Here is a 17,064-nt window from a genome sequence, read left to right as displayed (position 1 = left end):
GCGGACCCGACCGACAAGATCCGGAGGACACGCCCCAGGGCCCGGCCCACCCCGGAGGGTCACCGCACCTCGATGAACTCCTCCGCCGCCCGCCCCGCCCGCTCCGCAGGAGCGACCGCGGCGTGCCCCACGGCCACCGCACCCATCGGGTCCCAGTCCTCCGGAAGCCCGAGCACCTTGCGCACCACGTCCCGGCAGAACATCGTCGAGGACACCCACGCGGAGCCCAGCCGTTCCCCGGCCAGCGCGACGAGGAAGTTCTGCACGCCCGCGCCCATGGCGACGACGAACATCTCCCGCTCCGCCGCGTCCCGCCGCGCGTGCCCGTAGTCGTGCGCGCCGTCCGTGACCAGGCAGGGCACCACCAGGTAGGGCGCGGCCCGCAGGACATCGCCGCGCCGGACCCGCTTCGCGATGGACTCCTCGGACTTCCCGTCCCGCCGCAGGTCCTCGATCCAGGCGTCCCGCATGGCGTCCAGCAGCTCCAGCCGCGCGCCCGCGGACTCCAGCAGGACGAACCGCCACGGCGTCGTGTGGTGCGGGGCCGGGGCCGTCACGGCCGCCGCCACCGCGCGGCGGACCGCGCCCGGGTCCACCGGCTCGGACGTGAAGGCCCGTACGGTGCGCCGCTGCGTCACGGCTTCCCGTACCGCCTCCGAGGTGCCCAGCCGGAACATGTCGTCGGCCGGCGAGCGGACCAGGTCGGCCGCCGAGGACCCCTCGCCCAGGAGGTGTTCCAGCCCGCGCACGATCGCCACGGGCAGGCCGCGGGCCTTGCCCTTGACCAGGTCGCCGGCCGCTGCCAGCTCGTCGGCGGTCGCGACGACCGTCGCGCTCAGCGGGTTCCCGTGGGCGTCGGTGCCCCCGCGCAGGTCGTCCAGGACGTGTACGCCGGCCGAGCCGATCGCCACGTCGGTGAGCCCGGTGCGCCACGGCCGCCCGAAGGTGTCCGTCACGACCACGCCCACGTCCACGGAGCGCAGCTCCCGCAGCCGGGCCCGGATGGCGGCGGCCGAGGCGTCGGGGTCCTCGGGCAGCAGCAGGACGGTGCCGGCCTCGGTGTTCGAGGCGTCGACCCCGGCGGCGGCCATGACCAGCCCCTGCCGGTTCTCCACGATCCGCAGCGTCCCCCGGCGCGCGACCACGCGTACGGTCTCGGCGTCGATCGCCTCCTCGCGGGAATCGGCGCGGACGATCCGGCCCTCCGCCTTGGAGACGATCTTCGAGGTGACGAGCAGGATGTCGCCGTCCCGCAGCCGTGAGGAGGTGCCGGACCCGGCGGGGACGTCCGTCGCGGCGGCGATCAGCGCCGCCAGGTCGTCTCCGGGCCGCACCTCGGGCAGCCCGCGGACGGCCTGCACCAGGAACTGGCGCGGAAGGTCCTCGTCGCTCACCTGGAGGCCTCCGCCAGTTCCAGCGCGGCCCGCGCCATCTCCGCCGTGGCGGCCAGGTCGGTCATCATCAGCGGGACCGCACGGCAGGTGATGCCGGCGGCCTCCACCGCGGCGACGGCGTCCGCGTCGGCGGTGTCGACGAGCCAGCCGTCGAGCAGCTCGGTGCCGTAGTGCAGGGCGACGGCCGCTGCGGTGGACTCGACGCCGACGGCGGCCAGCACCTTGTCGGCCATCCCGCGCACGGGCGCGCCCCCGACGATGGGGGAGAGCCCCACCACGGGGGCCGCGGCGGCGGCCACGGCCTCGCGGATGCCGGGTACGGCGAGGATGGTCCCCACCGACACCACCGGGTTCGACGGCGGGAAGAGGATCACGTCGGCGGCCGCGATGGCCTCCAGGACGCCCGGCGCGGGCTTGGCCTGCTCGGCGCCCACGGGGACGACGGCCTCGGCGTCCACCGCGGCACGCATCCGGACCCAGTACTCCTGGAAGTGGATGACCCGGCGCTCGCCGGTCTGGGAGTCGGTGATCGCGACATGGGTCTCGACGCGGTCGTCGGACATGGGGAGCAGCCGGACCCCGGGCTGCCAGCGGTCGCAGAGGGCCTCGGTGACGGCGCTGAGCGGGTAGCCCGCACCGAGCATCTGTGTACGGACGATGTGGGTGGCGAAGTCGCGGTCGCCGAGGCCGAACCAGGTCGGTCCGACCCCGTACGCGGCGAGTTCCTCCTTGACGGTGAAGGACTCGTCGGTGCGGCCCCAGCCCTGGTCCTCGTTGATGCCACCGCCGAGGGTGTACATCACGGTGTCCAGGTCGGGGCAGACCTTGAGCCCGAACAGGTGAATGTCGTCACCGGTGTTGCCGATGACCGTGATGTCCGCGTCGGGAACGGCGGACTGGAGACCTCGGAGGAAACGGGCGCCGCCGATGCCGCCGGCCAGAACAACAATGCGCATGCCACGCAGTGTCTCAGGCGGTGACTCCGGTCAGACGGAGAGGGCCTCGGGCAGGGCCGGAGAGCAGCTGTGCATCGGCATCTCGGTCAGGCCGGGGAAGTACACGTGCAGGCTGACGGCCCCGTCGAGGCTGTCGTTCTGCACCTCGTGGGCGTAGCCGGGGGCGAAGACGCGCTGGGAGCCGGCGCCGAGGGTGAGCGGGCCGCGGGCGGTGTGCTCGGTCAGTTCGCCATCCAGGACGGTCAGCACGCCGGAGGAGGCGCCGTGGTCGTGCAGGCCGCTGCCCTGGCCGGGGACCCAGCTGAGCAGCCAGACCTCGTAGCCGGGGCCGGTGCGCAGCCGGTGGTACCAGCGGGTCGTGGCGTCGTACTGGACCAGGTGCTCCCACTCGGAGCGGTCGGCGGCGATGGAACGCGCGAGGCCCACGAACTCGGCGACGGTGGCCGGGTGCTCGCGGGCGGGCTGCAGGAGGTGCTGGACGGAGAGGATGTCGCCGGCGATCTGGAGGTCGCTCTCGACCATCGCCGGGGCGGTGGCTGCGGTGGTGGGGGTGGCGTTCAGGGTGCTGGTGCTGTTCATCGGGGGGTTCCTCGACGGATGTCAGTCGTGCGGCGGTCGCTGTGGGGGCGAGCTGGAGCTCAGGGGAGTCGAAGCTCCCGAGGCATCAACAGCTGCAACAGCAACAGCGAACCTGGGCAGCGCACAGGAACCCACGAATGGGGGTCCGGGTGGCGGCTGAGGGCGCTGACATGGCTACAAGAAGACCGGGTGGGGGGCCGGACTGTCAACCCAATGTCCGATTTGGTAGAAAAGTTTCACCTCATCCGGTTACCGTGCCCGGAGAAAGGTTTGTGCAGTCGGCACCAGGGGATGTGGCGCTTCGAGTCGTGCCGCAACCGCTGTGGCGGCTCTCAAACCCGTAAAGCTGTGCGATGTCTCTCTGTGGCTGAAATGTGATCTGCGCCGCTTCTTCGGCCGGATCGGAACCCCACCACAGAGTGACGCGTCGGCTACGGGAGGGGGGCCTCGCAAGTGACACGTGTGGCAGACGTGTGGCATGTGTCACGATTTTTGGCGATATGAACACTTTCTGCATAGGCTTGGTTCCGCAGAGTGAATAAGGGGCCCAATAGCAGATCTCGGCTTGACTGCGCTGGAGCCCCGCACTTGTAATTTCACTCGTGTCGTTACGTAGCGATGAGTGACGGCATGACCACGGGGACGCACAGACAGAGCGAGGGGCGCACATGACCGAGCTGGTTCAGGAACTGCTGGTCGAGGAGGCGGACGAAGAGCTCGGATGGCAGGAGCGAGCTCTCTGCGCCCAGACCGACCCCGAGTCCTTCTTTCCCGAGAAGGGCGGCTCGACCCGCGAGGCCAAGAAGGTCTGCCTCGCCTGCGAAGTCCGCTCCGAATGCCTTGAGTACGCACTCGCCAACGACGAGCGGTTCGGCATCTGGGGCGGCCTGTCCGAGCGCGAGCGGCGACGCCTGAAGAAGGCCGCCGTCTGAAGCGCCCTCGGCGCGCACCGAACGGCGCCCACGGCAGGGCTCGCGGTACGGCCCGCGGTACGGCCCGCGGTACGGCCCGCGGCACGGCCCACGACATATCCGGCGACATATCCGGCGATACGTCCGGCGGCATATCCAGCGGCACACCGGACGGCATAGCCGCCCGTACACCCGGCCTCACGCACGGCAGCGGCCGCAGTGCACGCATCGGTACAAAACGCAGTACGGCGAACGGCACGAACAGCACGGCATCGAGCAGAGCAAACGGTCCGCCTCCCGCACCTTCCCCGCAGGAGGCGGACCGCTGTGTTCCCAGCCGTTAGGGTGGGGCGCTGTCCAGCAGCCTCCGAGGGCACACCACCCCCGGACCCCCGGCCGGAGGGCCCGTACCGCGATGTCCCTGCACAGCCAGTCGAGCGCCTCCTACCAGGCTGCCGCCGCACCAGAGTTCCCCCGGCACGTCGTCACCGCCGTGCTCGTCGCCCACGACGGCTCCCGCTGGCTGCCCCGGACCCTCGCCGGTCTCCTCGGCCAGGAACGCCCCGCCCAGAGCCACATCGCCGCCGACACCGGCAGCGCCGACGACTCCGCGCGCCTGCTCGGCGAGGCCCTCGGCGAGGACCGCGTCCTGCACCTCGCCCGCCGCACCGGCTTCGGCGCGGCCGTCGAGGAAGCCGCCCGCACCGCCGGCACCCTGACCCCCGAGGAACTCCCGTACCTCAAGCGCCCCTCCGGCTGGGATCCCGTCAGCCGCACCTGGCGCGACGACGCGTACGACCTCCCCGACCTGCCCCACGGCGAACCCGTCCAGTGGCTCTGGCTGCTCCACGACGACTGCGCACCCGAGCCCGACGCCCTCGCCGAACTGCTGCGCGTCGCCGAGGAGAACCCCGAAGCCGCCGTCATCGGCCCCAAACTGCGCGGCTGGTACGACAAGAAGCAGCTCCTCGAAGTCGGCGTCACCATCGCCCGCAGCGGCCGCCGCTGGACCGGCCTCGACCGGCGCGAACAGGACCAGGGCCAGCACGACCAGGTCCAGCCCGTCCTCTCCGTGTCCAGCGCAGGCATGCTGATCCGCCGCGACGTCTACGACGCCCTCGGCGGCTTCGACCGCCGCCTGCCCCTCATGCGCGACGACGTCGACCTGTGCTGGCGCGTCCAGAGCGCCGGGCACACCGTCCTCATCGCCCCCGACGCCGTCCTGCGGCACGCCGAGGCCTCCGCCCGCGAACGCCGCACCGTCGACTGCGTCGGCCGCTCCGCCGCCAGCCCGCACCGCGTGGACAAGGCCGGCGCCGTCTACACGATGCTGGCCAACAGCCCCGGCCGCGCCCTCCCGTACGTCCTGCTGCGCATCCTCTTCGGCACCGTCCTGCGCACCCTCGCCTACCTCGTCGGCAAGGCACCCGGACAGGCCGTTGACGAGATCACCGGCCTCCTCGCCACCCTGCTCCGCCCCGGCCGGATCCTCGGAGCCCGCCGCCGCAGAGGCCGCGCCGCCGTCCCCGCCAAGGAACTGCGCCCCCTCTTCCCGCCCTCCGGCGCCAGCCTGCGCGCCAACGCCGAAACCCTCGCCGGCTACTTCGGCGCCGACGGCGACACCGAGAGCGCCAACGCCGGCCGGCACGGCGGAGCCGTCGAATCGGGACCCGGCGGGGACGACGCCGACTACCTGGAGATCGAACAGTTCGCGCGCCTCAAGCGGATCGCCCACAAGCCCGCGCCCGTCCTGTTCGCCCTCCTCCTGCTCGTCTCCGTCATCGCCTGCCGCTCCCTCCTCGGCGGCGGCTCCCTCATGGGCGGAGCCCTGCTCCCCGCCCCCGACGGCGGACTCGACCTCTGGCGCGTCTACGCCGACGACTGGCAGCCCGTCGGCACCGGCACCACCGCCGGAGCACCGCCCTACCTCGCCGTCCTCGGCGCCCTGTCCACCCTGCTCCTCGGCTCCACCAACGCCGCCCTGACCCTGCTGCTCGTCTGCTCGGTCCCGCTCGCCGGCCTCACCGCCTACTTCGCCTCCCGGCCGCTGGTGGAATCCCGGCTGCTGCGCGCCTGGGCCGCCATCGCCTACGCCTTCCTCCCCGCCGTCACCGGAGCCCTCGCCGGCGGCCGCCTCGGCACCGCGGTCCTCGCGATCCTGCTCCCGCTCATCGCCCGCTCCGCCGTCACCGCCTTCGGCTTCGGCGAGGGCGAGGGCAGCTGGCGCTCCGCCTGGACCCACACCCTCCTGCTGACCCTGGCCACCGCCTTCACCCCCGTCGTCTGGCCGCTCGCCGCCGTCCTCGGAGTCGCCGCGCTGGTCCTGCGCCGCGCGCACTGGAAGACGTACGGCCCCCGCCTCCTCGCGACGCTCGGCGTCCCCCTCCTCGTCCTCGCCCCCTGGTCGCTGAGCCTGCTCACCCACCCCGCGCGCTTCCTGCGCGAGGCCGGACTGCCCTACGGAGCCGGCTCGGCCACCGCCCTGGACCTGCTCGGCATCAGCCCCGGCGGACCCCGCACCGCCGGCGGCCTGATCCTCCTCGGCGTCGTCCTCGCCGCCCTGGCCGCGCTCCTGCGCGCCGACCGGCAGTTCGCCGTACGCGCCGCCTGGGCCACCGCGCTCGCCGCGCTCGTCCTCGCCGTCCTCGTCAACCGCACCACCTGGGCCGGCCCCGCCACCCTCGTCTACGGACTCGCCCTGCTGGCCGCCGCCGTCGTCGGCGCCGACGGGGCCAAGGAACGCGTCGCAGCCCGCAGCTTCGGCTGGCGCCAGCCCCTCGCCGCCCTGATCGCGCTCGCCGCCGCCGTCGGCCCGCTCGTCGGCGCGGCCGGCTGGATGCTCAGCGGAGCCGCCGGACCGCTGGAGCGCCGCGACCCCGTCCAGGTCCCCGCCTTCGTCGCCGAAGAGAGCGGCACCCGCGACCAGGCCCGCACCCTCGTCATCGGCGCCGACTCCCCGGCCGCCCTCTCGTACAGCCTGGTCCGCGGCTCCGGCGGCCGCCTCGGCGACGCCGAACTCGCCGACGCGGCCGGCAGCGACACCCGCCTCGACAAGGTCGTCTCCAGCCTGGTCGCCGGCTCCGGCGCCGACCAGACCGACCAGCTCGGCGGCTTCGCCATCCGCTACGTCCTGGTCCGCGACGGCGCCCCGCAGGAGATCGGCCGCGTCCTGGACGCCACCCCCGGCCTCAGCCGCCTCAGCAAGCTCGAAGGCAGCGCCCTGTGGCGCGTCGACCGGCAGGTCGCCCGCGTCGTCATCGTCTCCGGCAAGCCCGGCGAGGCACCCATCCCCGTCGCCTCCGGCCCCGTCGAGGCCCGCACCAAGATCCCGGCGGGCGAGGCCGGACGCGTCCTGCGCATCGCCGACCGGGCCGACGCCGGCTGGCGGGCCACCCTCGACGGGAAGCCGCTCGAGGCCAAGACGCTCGACGGCTGGGCGCAGGGCTTCGAACTCCCCGCCGCCGGCGGCGAGCTCGACCTCGCCCACGAGGACGCCTTCACCCTGACCGCCTGGCACTGGGCCCAGGGCCTGCTCGCCCTGGTGCTCCTGGTGATGGCCCTGCCGGGCCGCCGCGCCCGCCTCGACGACGACCTGCCCGAGGAGGAGGCCCCGGCCGCCGAGGAGTCCGGCGAAGGCCGCCGTGCCCGCCGCCTGCGCGAGCAGTCCGAGCCGGAAGCCCCCTCCGGGTCCGCCCCCGCCGAGGCGGCCGTCGCGGCCGACCCGTACGCGCAGATCCCGGCGCAGCAGACGTACGGCGAGGACGCGTACGCCTACCAGCAGCCGGCGTACGGAGACCAGAGCGGCTACGCCTACGGCGGCCAGGAGCAACAGCAGCAGCCGCAGCAGTACGACCAGTACCCGTACGAGCAGCCGCAGCAGCAGTACACCGGCCACCCGGGCACGCAGTACGAGCAGCCGTACCCGCCCCACCAGCAGTACGAGCAGCCGTACCCGTCCTACGACCAGCCGGCCGAGCCCTACAACGGCACCGACGGCTACGACCCCTACGGCCAGCACGACAGCCAGCACGACGGGCAGCACGACGGGCAACACGCCCCGCGTCCGGACGGGAGCCCCCAGCAGTGAAGCAGCGCGTACCCCTCACGCTCGCCGCCGTCACGGCCGCCCTGGCAGCCGTCACCGGCCTCGCCACCCTCACCGCACCGGCGGCCGACGGGGCCCCGTCGGCCGCCGCGGGCAAGCCGGCGGCCCGGATGCCGGTCGAGCGGTCCCTGCTGGTGTGCCCCGCGCCCAGCACCTCCGACATCGCCGAGACCGTGTACACGGCGATCACCCCGGGCGCGGCCGCCGCGGGAGCCAAGGGCACGGCCCGGCTGCTGGGCGCGACCAAGGAAGCCAAGACCGTCCTGGAACTCAAGGAGCCTGGCAAGCCCGTGGGCGCCAAGGCCTCCGGCGCCGAGGCCCCGGCGCTCAGCGGCGTCGCCGACGGGTTCCTCGCCCCCGGCTGGAGCGCACAGCAAACCACTGTGGTCTCGGTCGGCCGTACGCGCGGCCTGCTCGGAGTCGGCTGCACCCCGCCCGGCACCGACTTCTGGTTCCCCGGCGTGAGCACCGCCAAGGGCCGCGAGGACTACCTGCACCTCACCAACCCCGACGACACCGCGGCCGTGGTGGACATCAAGATGTTCGGCCCGGACGGCACGGTCAAGGCCGAAGCGGGCACCAGCGAGAACATCCGCATCGACCCGAAGTCCAGCAAGGCCATCTCCCTGGCCTCCCTCGCCCCCGGCGCACAGCTCGCGGACGTCACCGCCCACGTGACCACCCGCGCGGGCCGGGTCGGGGCCACCGCCCAGGCGGGGGAGGAGGGCGTCGGCGCCGACTGGCTGCCCGCCTCCGTGGACCCGGCGGGGACCCTGGTCCTGCCCGGCATCCCGGCGGACGCCACCTCCGTACGGCTGGTCGCCTTCGCCCCCGGCGAGGAGGACGCGAACCTCAGCGTGAAGCTGGCCGGGCCGACCGGCTCGATCAGCCCCGCGGGAAGCGAGCAGCTCCACGTCAAGGCCGGCATGACCGCGAGCCTCGACCTCAAGGACGTCACCCGGGGCGAGGCGGGCTCCCTGATCCTGTCCCCGGCGGACCCGAAGAAGTCCGCCGTCCCGGTGGTCGCCGCCCTACGGGTGGTCCGCGGCAGCGGCGCCAAGCAGGAGACCGGCTTCATCCAGGCGTCCGCCCCCGTCGGCACCCGGGCGACCGTCCCGGACAACCGCCCCGAGGCGAACGCCACCCTGCTGTCGCTGACGGCCCCGCCCGGAGCCGACGCGACGGTGAAGGTGACGGCCTCGCCGGGCACGGAAGGCGGCGAACCCGCCTCCAAGGAGGTCACGGTCAAGGGCGGCACCACGCAGACCCTGACCCTCGCCCCGACGGGAGGCAAGGGCGCCTACGCCCTCACGGTGGAAACCGTCTCCGGCGGCCCCGTCCACGCGTCCCGCACCCTGACGATCCCGCGCGACGGCATCCCGATGTTCACGACCCAGACCTTCTCGGACGACCACTCCACGGTCTCGGTCCCCAAGGCCTCCCAGGACCTCAGCGTCCTGACCCAGTAACCCCGCGCACTTCAGCCGTCCGGCGGTTGGTCTTCTCAGCCGTCCGGCGTTTGAGGACCGGGGTCTGGGGCGGAGCCCCAGGGGGAGTCCGGGCGCAGCCGGGGGACACACCCAGCCCCGCCGGCCTTTGAGGCGCGGGGTCCGGGCCGAGCCCGGGGGCGCCCCCAGCCCCGCCGGCCTTTGAGGCGCGGGGTCCGGGCTGCGCCCGGGGGCACCCCCAGCCCCGCCGGCGTTTGAGGCGCGGGTCCGGGCTGAGCCCGGGGAACGGTGGAAGGGCGGGTAGGGGACAGCCCCGCAGGGCCGCCTCTCGCCCCCCGAAGCGGGGCAGGCCAGGGCAGGCGGGCCGGGACGACGCCGACCGGGACGGCAAGGGCAGGCCGGACCCCTAGTCCGACCCGTACCGCGGATCCACCGTCTCGGGCGACAGCCCCAGCAGCTCCGCAACCTGCTCCACCACGATCTCGTGCACCAGCATCGCCCGCTCGTCCCGAGACTTCGCCCGGATCTCCACCGGCCGCCGGAACACCACGATCCGGGCCGGCCGCCCACCCCCGGCCTCCGCCAGCGCCCCCAGCGGCACCGCCTCGTCGTTCCAGCCGGCTTCCGCCCCGCCCGGCGGCCCCGGCACGTCGCCGATCATGAACTCCACCTCGGCGAGCTGCGGCCAGCGCCGTTCCAGCCGCTCCACGGAGTCCCGTACGAGGTCCCCGAAGAGCTCCCCCCGGCTCGCCGACAGCGGCACCTGTGGAGGAGCCACCGGGCCGCGCATCCCGCGCCCGTGCCGATCGCGCCGCCGCACCCGCGGCTCACCGGCGGGGGAACCGCCGGGCAGGGAGGCGGCAGGGGGCACGGGAGGGGGAGGCAGAGTGCTGTCCGTCACCCCCGCAGGGTAGCCCGCACATCCGCGCCGGGGCGGGGGAGATCGGACGACACGGGGGAGCGGCCGGGGGAGAGTCGTCGCGGCCCGGTCAAGAGTGCGGTACCGTCCAACGTCGTGAGCCTTGTACGTCGCTGTTCGCGCACCGCGTGCGGCCGCCCTGCCGTCGCGACTCTGACGTACGTCTACGCCGATTCGACCGCAGTTCTCGGCCCGCTCGCCACCTACGCCGAACCCCACTGCTACGACCTCTGCGCCGAGCACTCGGAGCGCCTGACCGCCCCGCGCGGCTGGGACGTCGTACGCCTCACCGACGGGTCGGCGCCCTCGCGTCCCACTGGAGACGACCTCGAAGCCCTCGCCAACGCCGTTCGCGAGGCGGCCCGTCCGCCGGAGCGCGCGGCCGGAGGCAACGGTGCTGGTCAGGGTGGTTCCACCACCGGGGAGACCCGTCGCGGACACCTGCGCGTCCTGCGTTCGCCGGACTCCTGACATTCGGTCGAACCGAGAAGCCGCACCGTGTCCACGGTAGGTTTGCCCCACCGCACATCACCTTCAGGGGGGCAGGCAGTGGCCACGGATCTTTCGAACATCGTCAAGGCGTACGACGTCCGGGGCGTCGTGCCGGACGAGTGGGACGAGCACCTGGCCGAACTGTTCGGCGCCGCCTTCGTCGAGGTGACCGCGGCCTCGGCCATCGTCATCGGCCACGACATGCGGCCCTCCTCCCCGGCCCTGTCCCAGGCCTTCGCCCGCGGCGCGGCCGCCCGCGGCGTCGACGTCACCCTCATCGGGCTGTGCTCCACCGACCAGCTGTACTACGCCTCCGGCAAGCTGGACCTGCCCGGCGCGATGTTCACGGCCTCGCACAACCCGGCGCAGTACAACGGCATCAAGCTCTGCAGGGCCGGCGCCGCCCCGGTCGGCCAGGACACCGGCCTCTCCACCATCCGCGAGCTCGCCGAGAAGTGGAGCGACGAGGGCGCCCCGGCGATCCCCGCCGGCACCGTCCCGGGCACCGTCACCGAGCAGGACACCCTCACCGGCTACGCCGACCACCTCAAGGGCCTGGTCGACCTCACCGCCGTCCGCCCGCTCAAGGTCGTCGTCGACGCGGGCAACGGCATGGGCGGCCACACCGTCCCCACCGTCTTCACCGGTCTCCCCCTCGACCTGGTCCCCATGTACTTCGAACTGGACGGGACCTTCCCCAACCACGAGGCCAACCCCCTCGACCCGAAGAACATCGTCGACCTCCAGGCCCGCGTCCTGTCCGAGGGCGCCGACCTCGGCATCGCCTTCGACGGCGACGCCGACCGCTGCTTCATCGTCGACGAGCGCGGCGAGGGCGTGTCCCCGTCCGCCATCACCGCCCTGGTCGCGGCCCGCGAACTGGCCCGCAACGGCGGCACCGGCACCGTGATCCACAACCTGATCACCTCCTGGTCCGTGCCCGAGGTCGTCCGCGAGAACGGCGGCACCCCCGTCCGCACCCGCGTCGGCCACTCCTTCATCAAGGAGGAGATGGCCAAGTCCGGCGCCATCTTCGGCGGCGAGCACTCGGCGCACTACTACTTCAAGGACTTCTGGAACGCGGACACCGGCATGCTCGCCGCGCTCCACGTCCTGGCGGCCCTCGGCGGCCAGGACGGCCCCCTCTCGGCCCTGGTCTCCTCCTACGACCGCTACGCGGGCTCCGGCGAGATCAACTCGACGGTCGCCGACCAGAAGGCCCGCCTGGCCGCAGTCAAGGCGACCTACGGCTCGGCCGAGGGCGTCACCCTCGACGAACTGGACGGCCTCACCGCGACCAGCGCCGACTGGTGGTTCAACGTCCGCGCCTCCAACACCGAGCCCCTCCTGCGCCTGAACGTGGAAGCCCGCGACGAGACCACCCTCGCCAAGGTCCGCGACGAGGTCCTGGCCCTCATCCGCGCCTGACCCCGCCCGCCCAGCCCTGCCGGCAACCCAACCGGCAGGGCAAGGCCGCCGGGGCCCTAGGGCCTGTCGTCAAACACCCGTCTGCCTCGGGCGACGACGGAAGTGTGACGACAGGCCCTAGCCAAATCCAGCCCCGCAGGCATTCCAGCAGGCGGGGCGGTGCGGGGCCCCAGCCAAATCCAGCCCCGCCGGCGTTTGAGGCGCGGGGCCTGGGGCGGAGCCCCAGCAGCGGACCCGCACCCGCTCCACCGCCGCACCGCCGAGCCCCCTCCAGGTCCACAGGGGAGCCCGCCACCAGAGGTCCTCCTCCACCCTCCACCGGAGGTCCTCCTCCACCCGCCACCAGAGGTCCTCCTCCACCCGCCACCAGAGGTGACTCGGCGGTAGGCTGACCTGGCCCGATCCACATCCCCGAAGGGAACCCCATGCCGCTCGAAGCCGGTCTCCTGGAGATCCTCGCCTGCCCCGCCTGCCACTCGCCCCTGGAGGACAAGTCGGCCGACGAGCAGACCCCCGAGCTGATCTGCACCGGGGGCCAGGACTGCGGTCTCGCCTACCCGGTCCGCGACGGCATCCCGGTGCTCCTCGTCGACGAGGCACGCCGTCCCGCCTGAGCCTCCTACCGCCATGCCGCGCAAACGCTGAGACTGGTTCCGTCACACACAGGTTCCGTCACCGCTGGACACGTCACAGACTTAGCCGGAGGCCGCCATGCTCGACGAGCCACTCCTCGACGCACCTGACGATCTCGCCCGCGCCGACCGCCGCGGTCTGCTCCGCGGCGCCGCCGACGCAGGCGCACGCGTACGCACCGCGGCCCGGCACGCCACCGAGGCCGGTCTCGCCGACCTGCGACCCGACGGCCGCCCCCGCGCGGTCCTCATCGCCGGGCCCGGCACCGCCGCCACCGGGGTCGCCGACCTGCTCGGCGCCCTCGCCGGCGCCTCCGCGCCCGTCATCCGGCTGCACCCGACCGGCGTCGCGCACGCCGCCGGGGCCCTGCGCTGGGCCCTGCCCGGCTGGGCCGGCCCCGTCGACCTGCTGCTCATCGCCACCACCGACGGAACCGAGCCCGGCCTCGCCGTCCTCGCCGAGCAGGCCTACCGGCGCGGCTCCACCGTCGTCGCCGTCGCCCCCGAGCGCTCGCCGCTGAGCGAAGCGGTGGACGGCGCGCACGGGCTCCTCGTACCGATGGCCAAGGCCCCGTACCAGGAGTACGACGAGTCGGCCGCGGCCGGCCCCGGCGCCCTCTGGGCCCTGCTGACCCCGCTGCTGGTGCTCCTCGACCGGGTCGGCCTGATCACCGCCGCCCCGCAGACCCTCCAGCTCGTCGCCGACCGGCTCGACCGCACGGCCGAACGCTGCGGCCCCGCCATCGCCACCTACTCCAACCCGGCCAAGACCCTCGCCTCCGAGCTCGCCGACTCCCTCCCGCTCATCTGGAGCGAGGGCGCCGCCGCCGGACCCGCGGGGCGCCGCTTCGCCGCCACCCTCGCCGAACTCGCCGGCCGCCCCGCACTGGCCGCCGACCTTCCCGAGGCACTCCCGGCCCACGGGGTCCTGCTCTCCGGCGGTTTCGCCGCCGGAGCCGACCCCGACGACTTCTTCCGCGACCGAGTGGAAGAACCGCAGGCCCTTCGCGCACGCATCGTCCTGTTGCGCGACAGGCCCGCAGGCGGACTGACAGCCGCCCCTGCCGCACGCGAGCTCGCCCTCAGCCACGACACGGCCATCAGCGAGCTCGAACCGGAGGAGGGCACCGAGCTGGAACAGCTCGCCGAACTCCTCGCCGTCACGGATTTCGCCACCGCCTACCTGGCGTTGGCCTCCGGGGGACACAGCTGAGGCGCACGCACGCGCGCGCCTCTCACCCAGGAAGACGACCGATGGACCGCCTCACGAACACGATCCGCCCCTACGCCTGGGGATCGACCACCGCGATCCCCGAACTCATCGGAGTGCCGCCCACCGGCGAACCCCAGGCCGAGCTGTGGATGGGCGCCCACCCCGGCGCCCCCTCCCGCCTCGACCGCGGAGCGGGCGAGAGCGCCCTCTCGGACGTCATCGCGGCCGACCCCGAAGGCGAACTGGGAGTCGCCGCCGTCCGCAAGTTCGGCCCCGGGCTCCCCTTCCTCTTCAAGCTCCTCGCCGCCGGCGCCCCGCTCTCCCTCCAGGTCCACCCCGACCTCGCCCAGGCGAAGGCCGGGTTCGAGGACGAGGAGCGCCGCGGCGTCCCGATCGACGCACCGCACCGCAACTACAAGGACGCCAACCACAAGCCCGAGCTGGTCTGCGCCCTCACCCCCTTCGAGGGACTGTCCGGCTTCCGCCCGCCGCTGGAGGCCGCCGCCCTGCTGGAGGGCCTCGGCGTCAACTCCCTGAAGCCCTACGCCGACCTCCTGCGGGCACACCCCGAGGAGGCGGCCCTGCGCGAGGTGCTCACCGCCGTCCTGACCGCCGACCGCGCCGAGATGGCCCGTACGGTCACCGAGGCCGCGGCCGCCGCCGAGCGGCTCGGGGGCCCGTACGCCCCGTACGCCGGACTCGTCCACCACTACCCGGGCGACCCCGGCGTCATCGCCGCGATGCTCCTCAACCACGTGCAACTCCAGCCCGGCGAAGCCATGTTCCTCGGCGCCGGCATCCCGCACGCCTACCTCGACGGCCTCTGCGTCGAGCTCATGGCCAACTCCGACAACGTCCTGCGCTGCGGGCTCACCCCCAAGCACGTCGACGTGCCGGAGCTGCTGAAGGTCGTCGTCTTCGAGCCCGGCGACCCCGGCATCCTGCGCCCGGAGGGCAACGGCGAGGAGGTCTACGAGACCCCCATCGACGAATTCCGCCTCTCCCGCTTCGTCCTGGCCCCCGGCGGCACCCCCCGGGTGGTCCCCGACACCACCGCGCAGATCCTGCTGTGCACGGCGGGCTCCCCGAAGGCGAACTCCACGAAGTCCGGCGAACTGGCGCTGGCGCCGGGCGAATCGGTCTTCGTACCCGCCGGCGAAAAGGTCGAACTGTCCGGAACCGGCACCGTCTTCCGTGCCACCGTGATGGTCTGACGTACCGTCCCTCTCGGTGGCTGTGAGAATCTGCGGCCGTAGCGCGGCGTCCCGGCCCGGGACGCCGCACCGAGGAAGGGACACATCGCAACCATGAGTGCGTCGGGCGGTACCAAGGCGATCGTGGCGGCACTAGTCGCCAATCTGGCCATCGCGGTAGCCAAGTTCGTGGCCTTCGTCTTCAGCGGCTCGTCGTCGATGCTCGCGGAAAGCGTCCACTCGCTGGCGGACTCCGGCAACCAGGGTCTGCTCCTGCTGGGCGGCAAGAAGGCCCAGCGCGAGGCGACTCCGCAGCACCCCTTCGGGTACGGGCGCGAGCGCTACATCTACGCCTTCCTCGTCTCCATCGTGCTGTTCACCGTCGGTGGCATGTTCGCCATCTACGAGGGCTACGAGAAGATCCACGAACCGCACGCGATCTCGCACTGGTACTGGCCGGTCGGCGTCCTCGTCTTCGCGATCATCGCGGAGTCCTTCTCCTTCCGCACCGCGATCAAGGAGTCGAACCAGATCCGCGGCAACCTCACCTGGGGCCAGTTCATCAAGCGCGCCAAGGCCCCCGAGCTCCCCGTGGTCCTCCTGGAGGACCTCGGCGCCCTCGTCGGCCTCGTCCTCGCCCTCGCCGGCGTCAGCATCGCCCTGGTGACCGGCAACGGCGTCTGGGACGGCATCGGCACCCTGTGCATCGGCATCCTGCTGATCGTCATCGCCATCGTGCTCGCGGCCGAGACCAAGTCCCTGCTGCTCGGCGAGGCCGCCGGCACCGAGGACGTCGAGAAGATCAAGGCCGCCGTGGTCGACGGCGACGTCGTGACCGGCGTCATCCACATGCGCACCCTGCACCTCGGCCCCGAGGAGCTCCTGGTCGCCGCCAAGATCTCCGTCCAGAGCGACGACACCGCGACCGAGGTGGCCAACGCCATCAACGCCGCCGAGGCCCGCATCCGCGCGGCGGTCCCGATCGCCCGCGTGATCTACCTGGAGCCGGATATTTTTTCGGAAGCTGCAGCGCGGGGCACGGAGAATCGCTAGCGTCACCTGTGAGCGAATCCCGTATTCGCTCCGGCGGCCGGGAGGGCCGTTGTTGGACGGGCATGCCTGTCCAACCCGCCACCGCGAGGTAGGGGGGAGTCTCCCGGCTTCGGCGGGGAGAGAACTCCAACTCGAGCCGGACATCTAAGCCGGCGCGTTTCGGGAAAGGCCCGCACACTTCGTGCGGGCCTTTCCGTATGGGGACGGCCTCGGCTACTGGATCGGGCCCGCCGCGGCGGCCAACAGCAGGACCGGCGTCTCGGTCGGCACGCCCCACACGGCCGACAGCGGCAGGGTTCCGCCGTTTCCGTCGCCGGTCATCAGGTGAGAGTCGACAGAGTTGAAGCGGTTGTCGCCCATCAGGAACATCCGCCCCTCGGGCGCCGTGACGCCGAAGGCGGCCGTCGCCGGCACGGCCTGGTCCAGGATGTACGGCTCGGCGAGGGGCTTCCCGTTCAGGGTCAAGCGGCGTCCCCCTTCGCCCAGCGGATGTGGTCCCCGCCCAGCGCGACCACTCGCTTGAGCAGGTCCCCCTCGCCTTGCCACGAGGCCGGCGGCGTGGCGAGCACGACGTCCCCGCGCCCGACCTCCCTTGGGCCCACCCGCTCGAACCACACCTCGGCCCCGTGCCCGTAGACCGGCGTCATCGCGTCCGACGGGATCGGCCACTTGTCGTACCGGTCACCCCCGGCGTACGTGATCCCCACGGTCGCCCCACGAAGAGCACCGTGCCGAGCGCCA

The 17,064-nt window shown here is 73.2% G+C and carries 15 protein-coding genes; 9 read left to right on the top strand and 6 right to left on the bottom strand.

Annotated elements, in window-relative coordinates; all coding sequences use genetic code 11:
• Positions 1-59 precede the first annotated feature (59 nt).
• From ACODT5_RS33060 to ACODT5_RS33050, 3 genes are read right to left on the bottom strand one after another with little or no spacing between them, the layout of a single operon-like run.
• Positions 60-1,394, bottom strand: coding sequence for a coenzyme F420-0:L-glutamate ligase (locus tag ACODT5_RS33060; protein ID WP_422522773.1), 1,335 nt, complete (start codon positions 1,392-1,394; stop codon positions 60-62).
• Positions 1,391-2,350 carry a 2-phospho-L-lactate transferase gene (gene cofD / locus ACODT5_RS33055; protein WP_422522772.1) on the bottom strand — a complete coding sequence of 320 codons (960 nt, stop codon included), beginning with the start codon at positions 2,348-2,350 and terminating at the stop codon, positions 1,391-1,393. Before cofD ends, ACODT5_RS33060 begins: the two co-directional genes overlap by 4 nt.
• A 30-nt stretch (positions 2,351-2,380) precedes the next feature.
• On the bottom strand, positions 2,381-2,872 hold the full coding sequence (locus ACODT5_RS33050; RefSeq protein ID WP_422525115.1) for a cysteine dioxygenase: 492 nt from the start codon (positions 2,870-2,872) through the stop codon (positions 2,381-2,383).
• A 725-nt stretch (positions 2,873-3,597) separates the two neighbouring features.
• Between ACODT5_RS33050 and ACODT5_RS33045 the strand changes: the two genes are divergently transcribed.
• The 3 genes from ACODT5_RS33045 (at position 3,598) to ACODT5_RS33035 (ending at position 9,414) form a co-directional block, all read left to right on the top strand.
• The gene (locus tag ACODT5_RS33045) at positions 3,598-3,861 is read left to right on the top strand and encodes a WhiB family transcriptional regulator (RefSeq protein WP_112450237.1); all 264 of its coding nucleotides are present in this window, start codon (positions 3,598-3,600) and stop codon (positions 3,859-3,861) included.
• Between the two features lie 394 nt (positions 3,862-4,255).
• Positions 4,256-7,927: a glycosyltransferase gene (locus tag ACODT5_RS33040; protein ID WP_422522771.1), complete on the top strand. Its 3,672-nt coding sequence runs from the start codon at positions 4,256-4,258 to the stop codon at positions 7,925-7,927.
• Positions 7,924-9,414, top strand: coding sequence for a DUF5719 family protein (locus tag ACODT5_RS33035; protein WP_422522770.1), 1,491 nt, complete (start codon positions 7,924-7,926; stop codon positions 9,412-9,414). Before ACODT5_RS33040 ends, ACODT5_RS33035 begins: the two co-directional genes overlap by 4 nt.
• A 385-nt stretch (positions 9,415-9,799) precedes the next feature.
• Here ACODT5_RS33035 and ACODT5_RS33030 read toward each other — a convergent pair whose 3' ends face one another.
• Entirely contained in the window at positions 9,800-10,294 is a 495-nt protein-coding gene (locus ACODT5_RS33030; protein ID WP_422522769.1) for a metallopeptidase family protein, read from the bottom strand.
• Between the two features lie 114 nt (positions 10,295-10,408).
• Here ACODT5_RS33030 and ACODT5_RS33025 point away from each other — a divergent pair, with 114 nt between their 5' ends.
• The 6 genes from ACODT5_RS33025 (at position 10,409) to ACODT5_RS33000 (ending at position 16,323) form a co-directional block, all read left to right on the top strand.
• Positions 10,409-10,783 (top strand): DUF3499 domain-containing protein, encoded by a 375-nt coding sequence (locus tag ACODT5_RS33025; protein ID WP_422522768.1) that lies wholly within the window; start codon positions 10,409-10,411, stop codon positions 10,781-10,783.
• 78 nt (positions 10,784-10,861) lie between these two features.
• Complete coding sequence (locus ACODT5_RS33020) at positions 10,862-12,232, top strand: phosphomannomutase/phosphoglucomutase (protein ID WP_422522767.1); 1,371 nt, start codon at positions 10,862-10,864, stop codon at positions 12,230-12,232.
• Between the two features lie 425 nt (positions 12,233-12,657).
• Positions 12,658-12,846, top strand: coding sequence for a Trm112 family protein (locus tag ACODT5_RS33015; protein WP_385381495.1), 189 nt, complete (start codon positions 12,658-12,660; stop codon positions 12,844-12,846).
• Positions 12,847-12,943: 97 nt separating this feature from the next.
• The gene (locus ACODT5_RS33010) at positions 12,944-14,077 is read left to right on the top strand and encodes an SIS domain-containing protein (protein WP_422522766.1); all 1,134 of its coding nucleotides are present in this window, start codon (positions 12,944-12,946) and stop codon (positions 14,075-14,077) included.
• 41 nt (positions 14,078-14,118) lie between these two features.
• On the top strand, positions 14,119-15,291 hold the full coding sequence (manA, locus tag ACODT5_RS33005) for a mannose-6-phosphate isomerase, class I (RefSeq protein ID WP_422522765.1): 1,173 nt from the start codon (positions 14,119-14,121) through the stop codon (positions 15,289-15,291).
• Between the two features lie 93 nt (positions 15,292-15,384).
• Entirely contained in the window at positions 15,385-16,323 is a 939-nt protein-coding gene (locus tag ACODT5_RS33000; protein ID WP_422522764.1) for a cation diffusion facilitator family transporter, read from the top strand.
• A gap of 213 nt (positions 16,324-16,536) precedes the next feature.
• Here the strand turns inward: ACODT5_RS33000 and ACODT5_RS32995 are convergent, their stop codons facing one another.
• Together ACODT5_RS32995 and ACODT5_RS32990 are read right to left on the bottom strand one after the other, a co-directional pair.
• Positions 16,537-16,788: a S26 family signal peptidase gene (locus ACODT5_RS32995; protein WP_422522763.1), complete on the bottom strand. Its 252-nt coding sequence runs from the start codon at positions 16,786-16,788 to the stop codon at positions 16,537-16,539.
• Positions 16,785-17,030, bottom strand: a complete 246-nt coding sequence (locus ACODT5_RS32990; RefSeq protein ID WP_422522762.1) for a S24/S26 family peptidase — start codon at positions 17,028-17,030, stop codon at positions 16,785-16,787. Before ACODT5_RS32990 ends, ACODT5_RS32995 begins: the two co-directional genes overlap by 4 nt.
• Positions 17,031-17,064: the final 34 nt, after the last annotated feature.

This window comes from Streptomyces tatrensis (assembly GCF_049310065.1).
Lineage (GTDB): Bacteria > Actinomycetota > Actinomycetes > Streptomycetales > Streptomycetaceae > Streptomyces.
This window is presented reverse-complemented; position numbering and strand designations above follow the sequence as displayed.

Bases quoted from the DNA above. Each gene is read 5' to 3' on its own strand.
- cofD (WP_422522772.1), bottom strand. From the start codon at position 2,350: ATGCGCATTGTTGTTCTGGCCGGCGGCATCGGCGGCGCCCGTTTCCTC.
- ACODT5_RS33015 (WP_385381495.1), top strand. From the start codon at position 12,658: ATGCCGCTCGAAGCCGGTCTCCTGGAGATCCTCGCCTGCCCCGCCTGC.
- ACODT5_RS33010 (WP_422522766.1), top strand. From the start codon at position 12,944: ATGCTCGACGAGCCACTCCTCGACGCACCTGACGATCTCGCCCGCGCC.
- ACODT5_RS33045 (WP_112450237.1), top strand. From the start codon at position 3,598: ATGACCGAGCTGGTTCAGGAACTGCTGGTCGAGGAGGCGGACGAAGAG.
- manA (WP_422522765.1), top strand. From the start codon at position 14,119: ATGGACCGCCTCACGAACACGATCCGCCCCTACGCCTGGGGATCGACC.
- ACODT5_RS33050 (WP_422525115.1), bottom strand. From the start codon at position 2,872: ATGGTCGAGAGCGACCTCCAGATCGCCGGCGACATCCTCTCCGTCCAG.
- ACODT5_RS33000 (WP_422522764.1), top strand. From the start codon at position 15,385: ATGAGTGCGTCGGGCGGTACCAAGGCGATCGTGGCGGCACTAGTCGCC.
- ACODT5_RS33040 (WP_422522771.1), top strand. From the start codon at position 4,256: ATGTCCCTGCACAGCCAGTCGAGCGCCTCCTACCAGGCTGCCGCCGCA.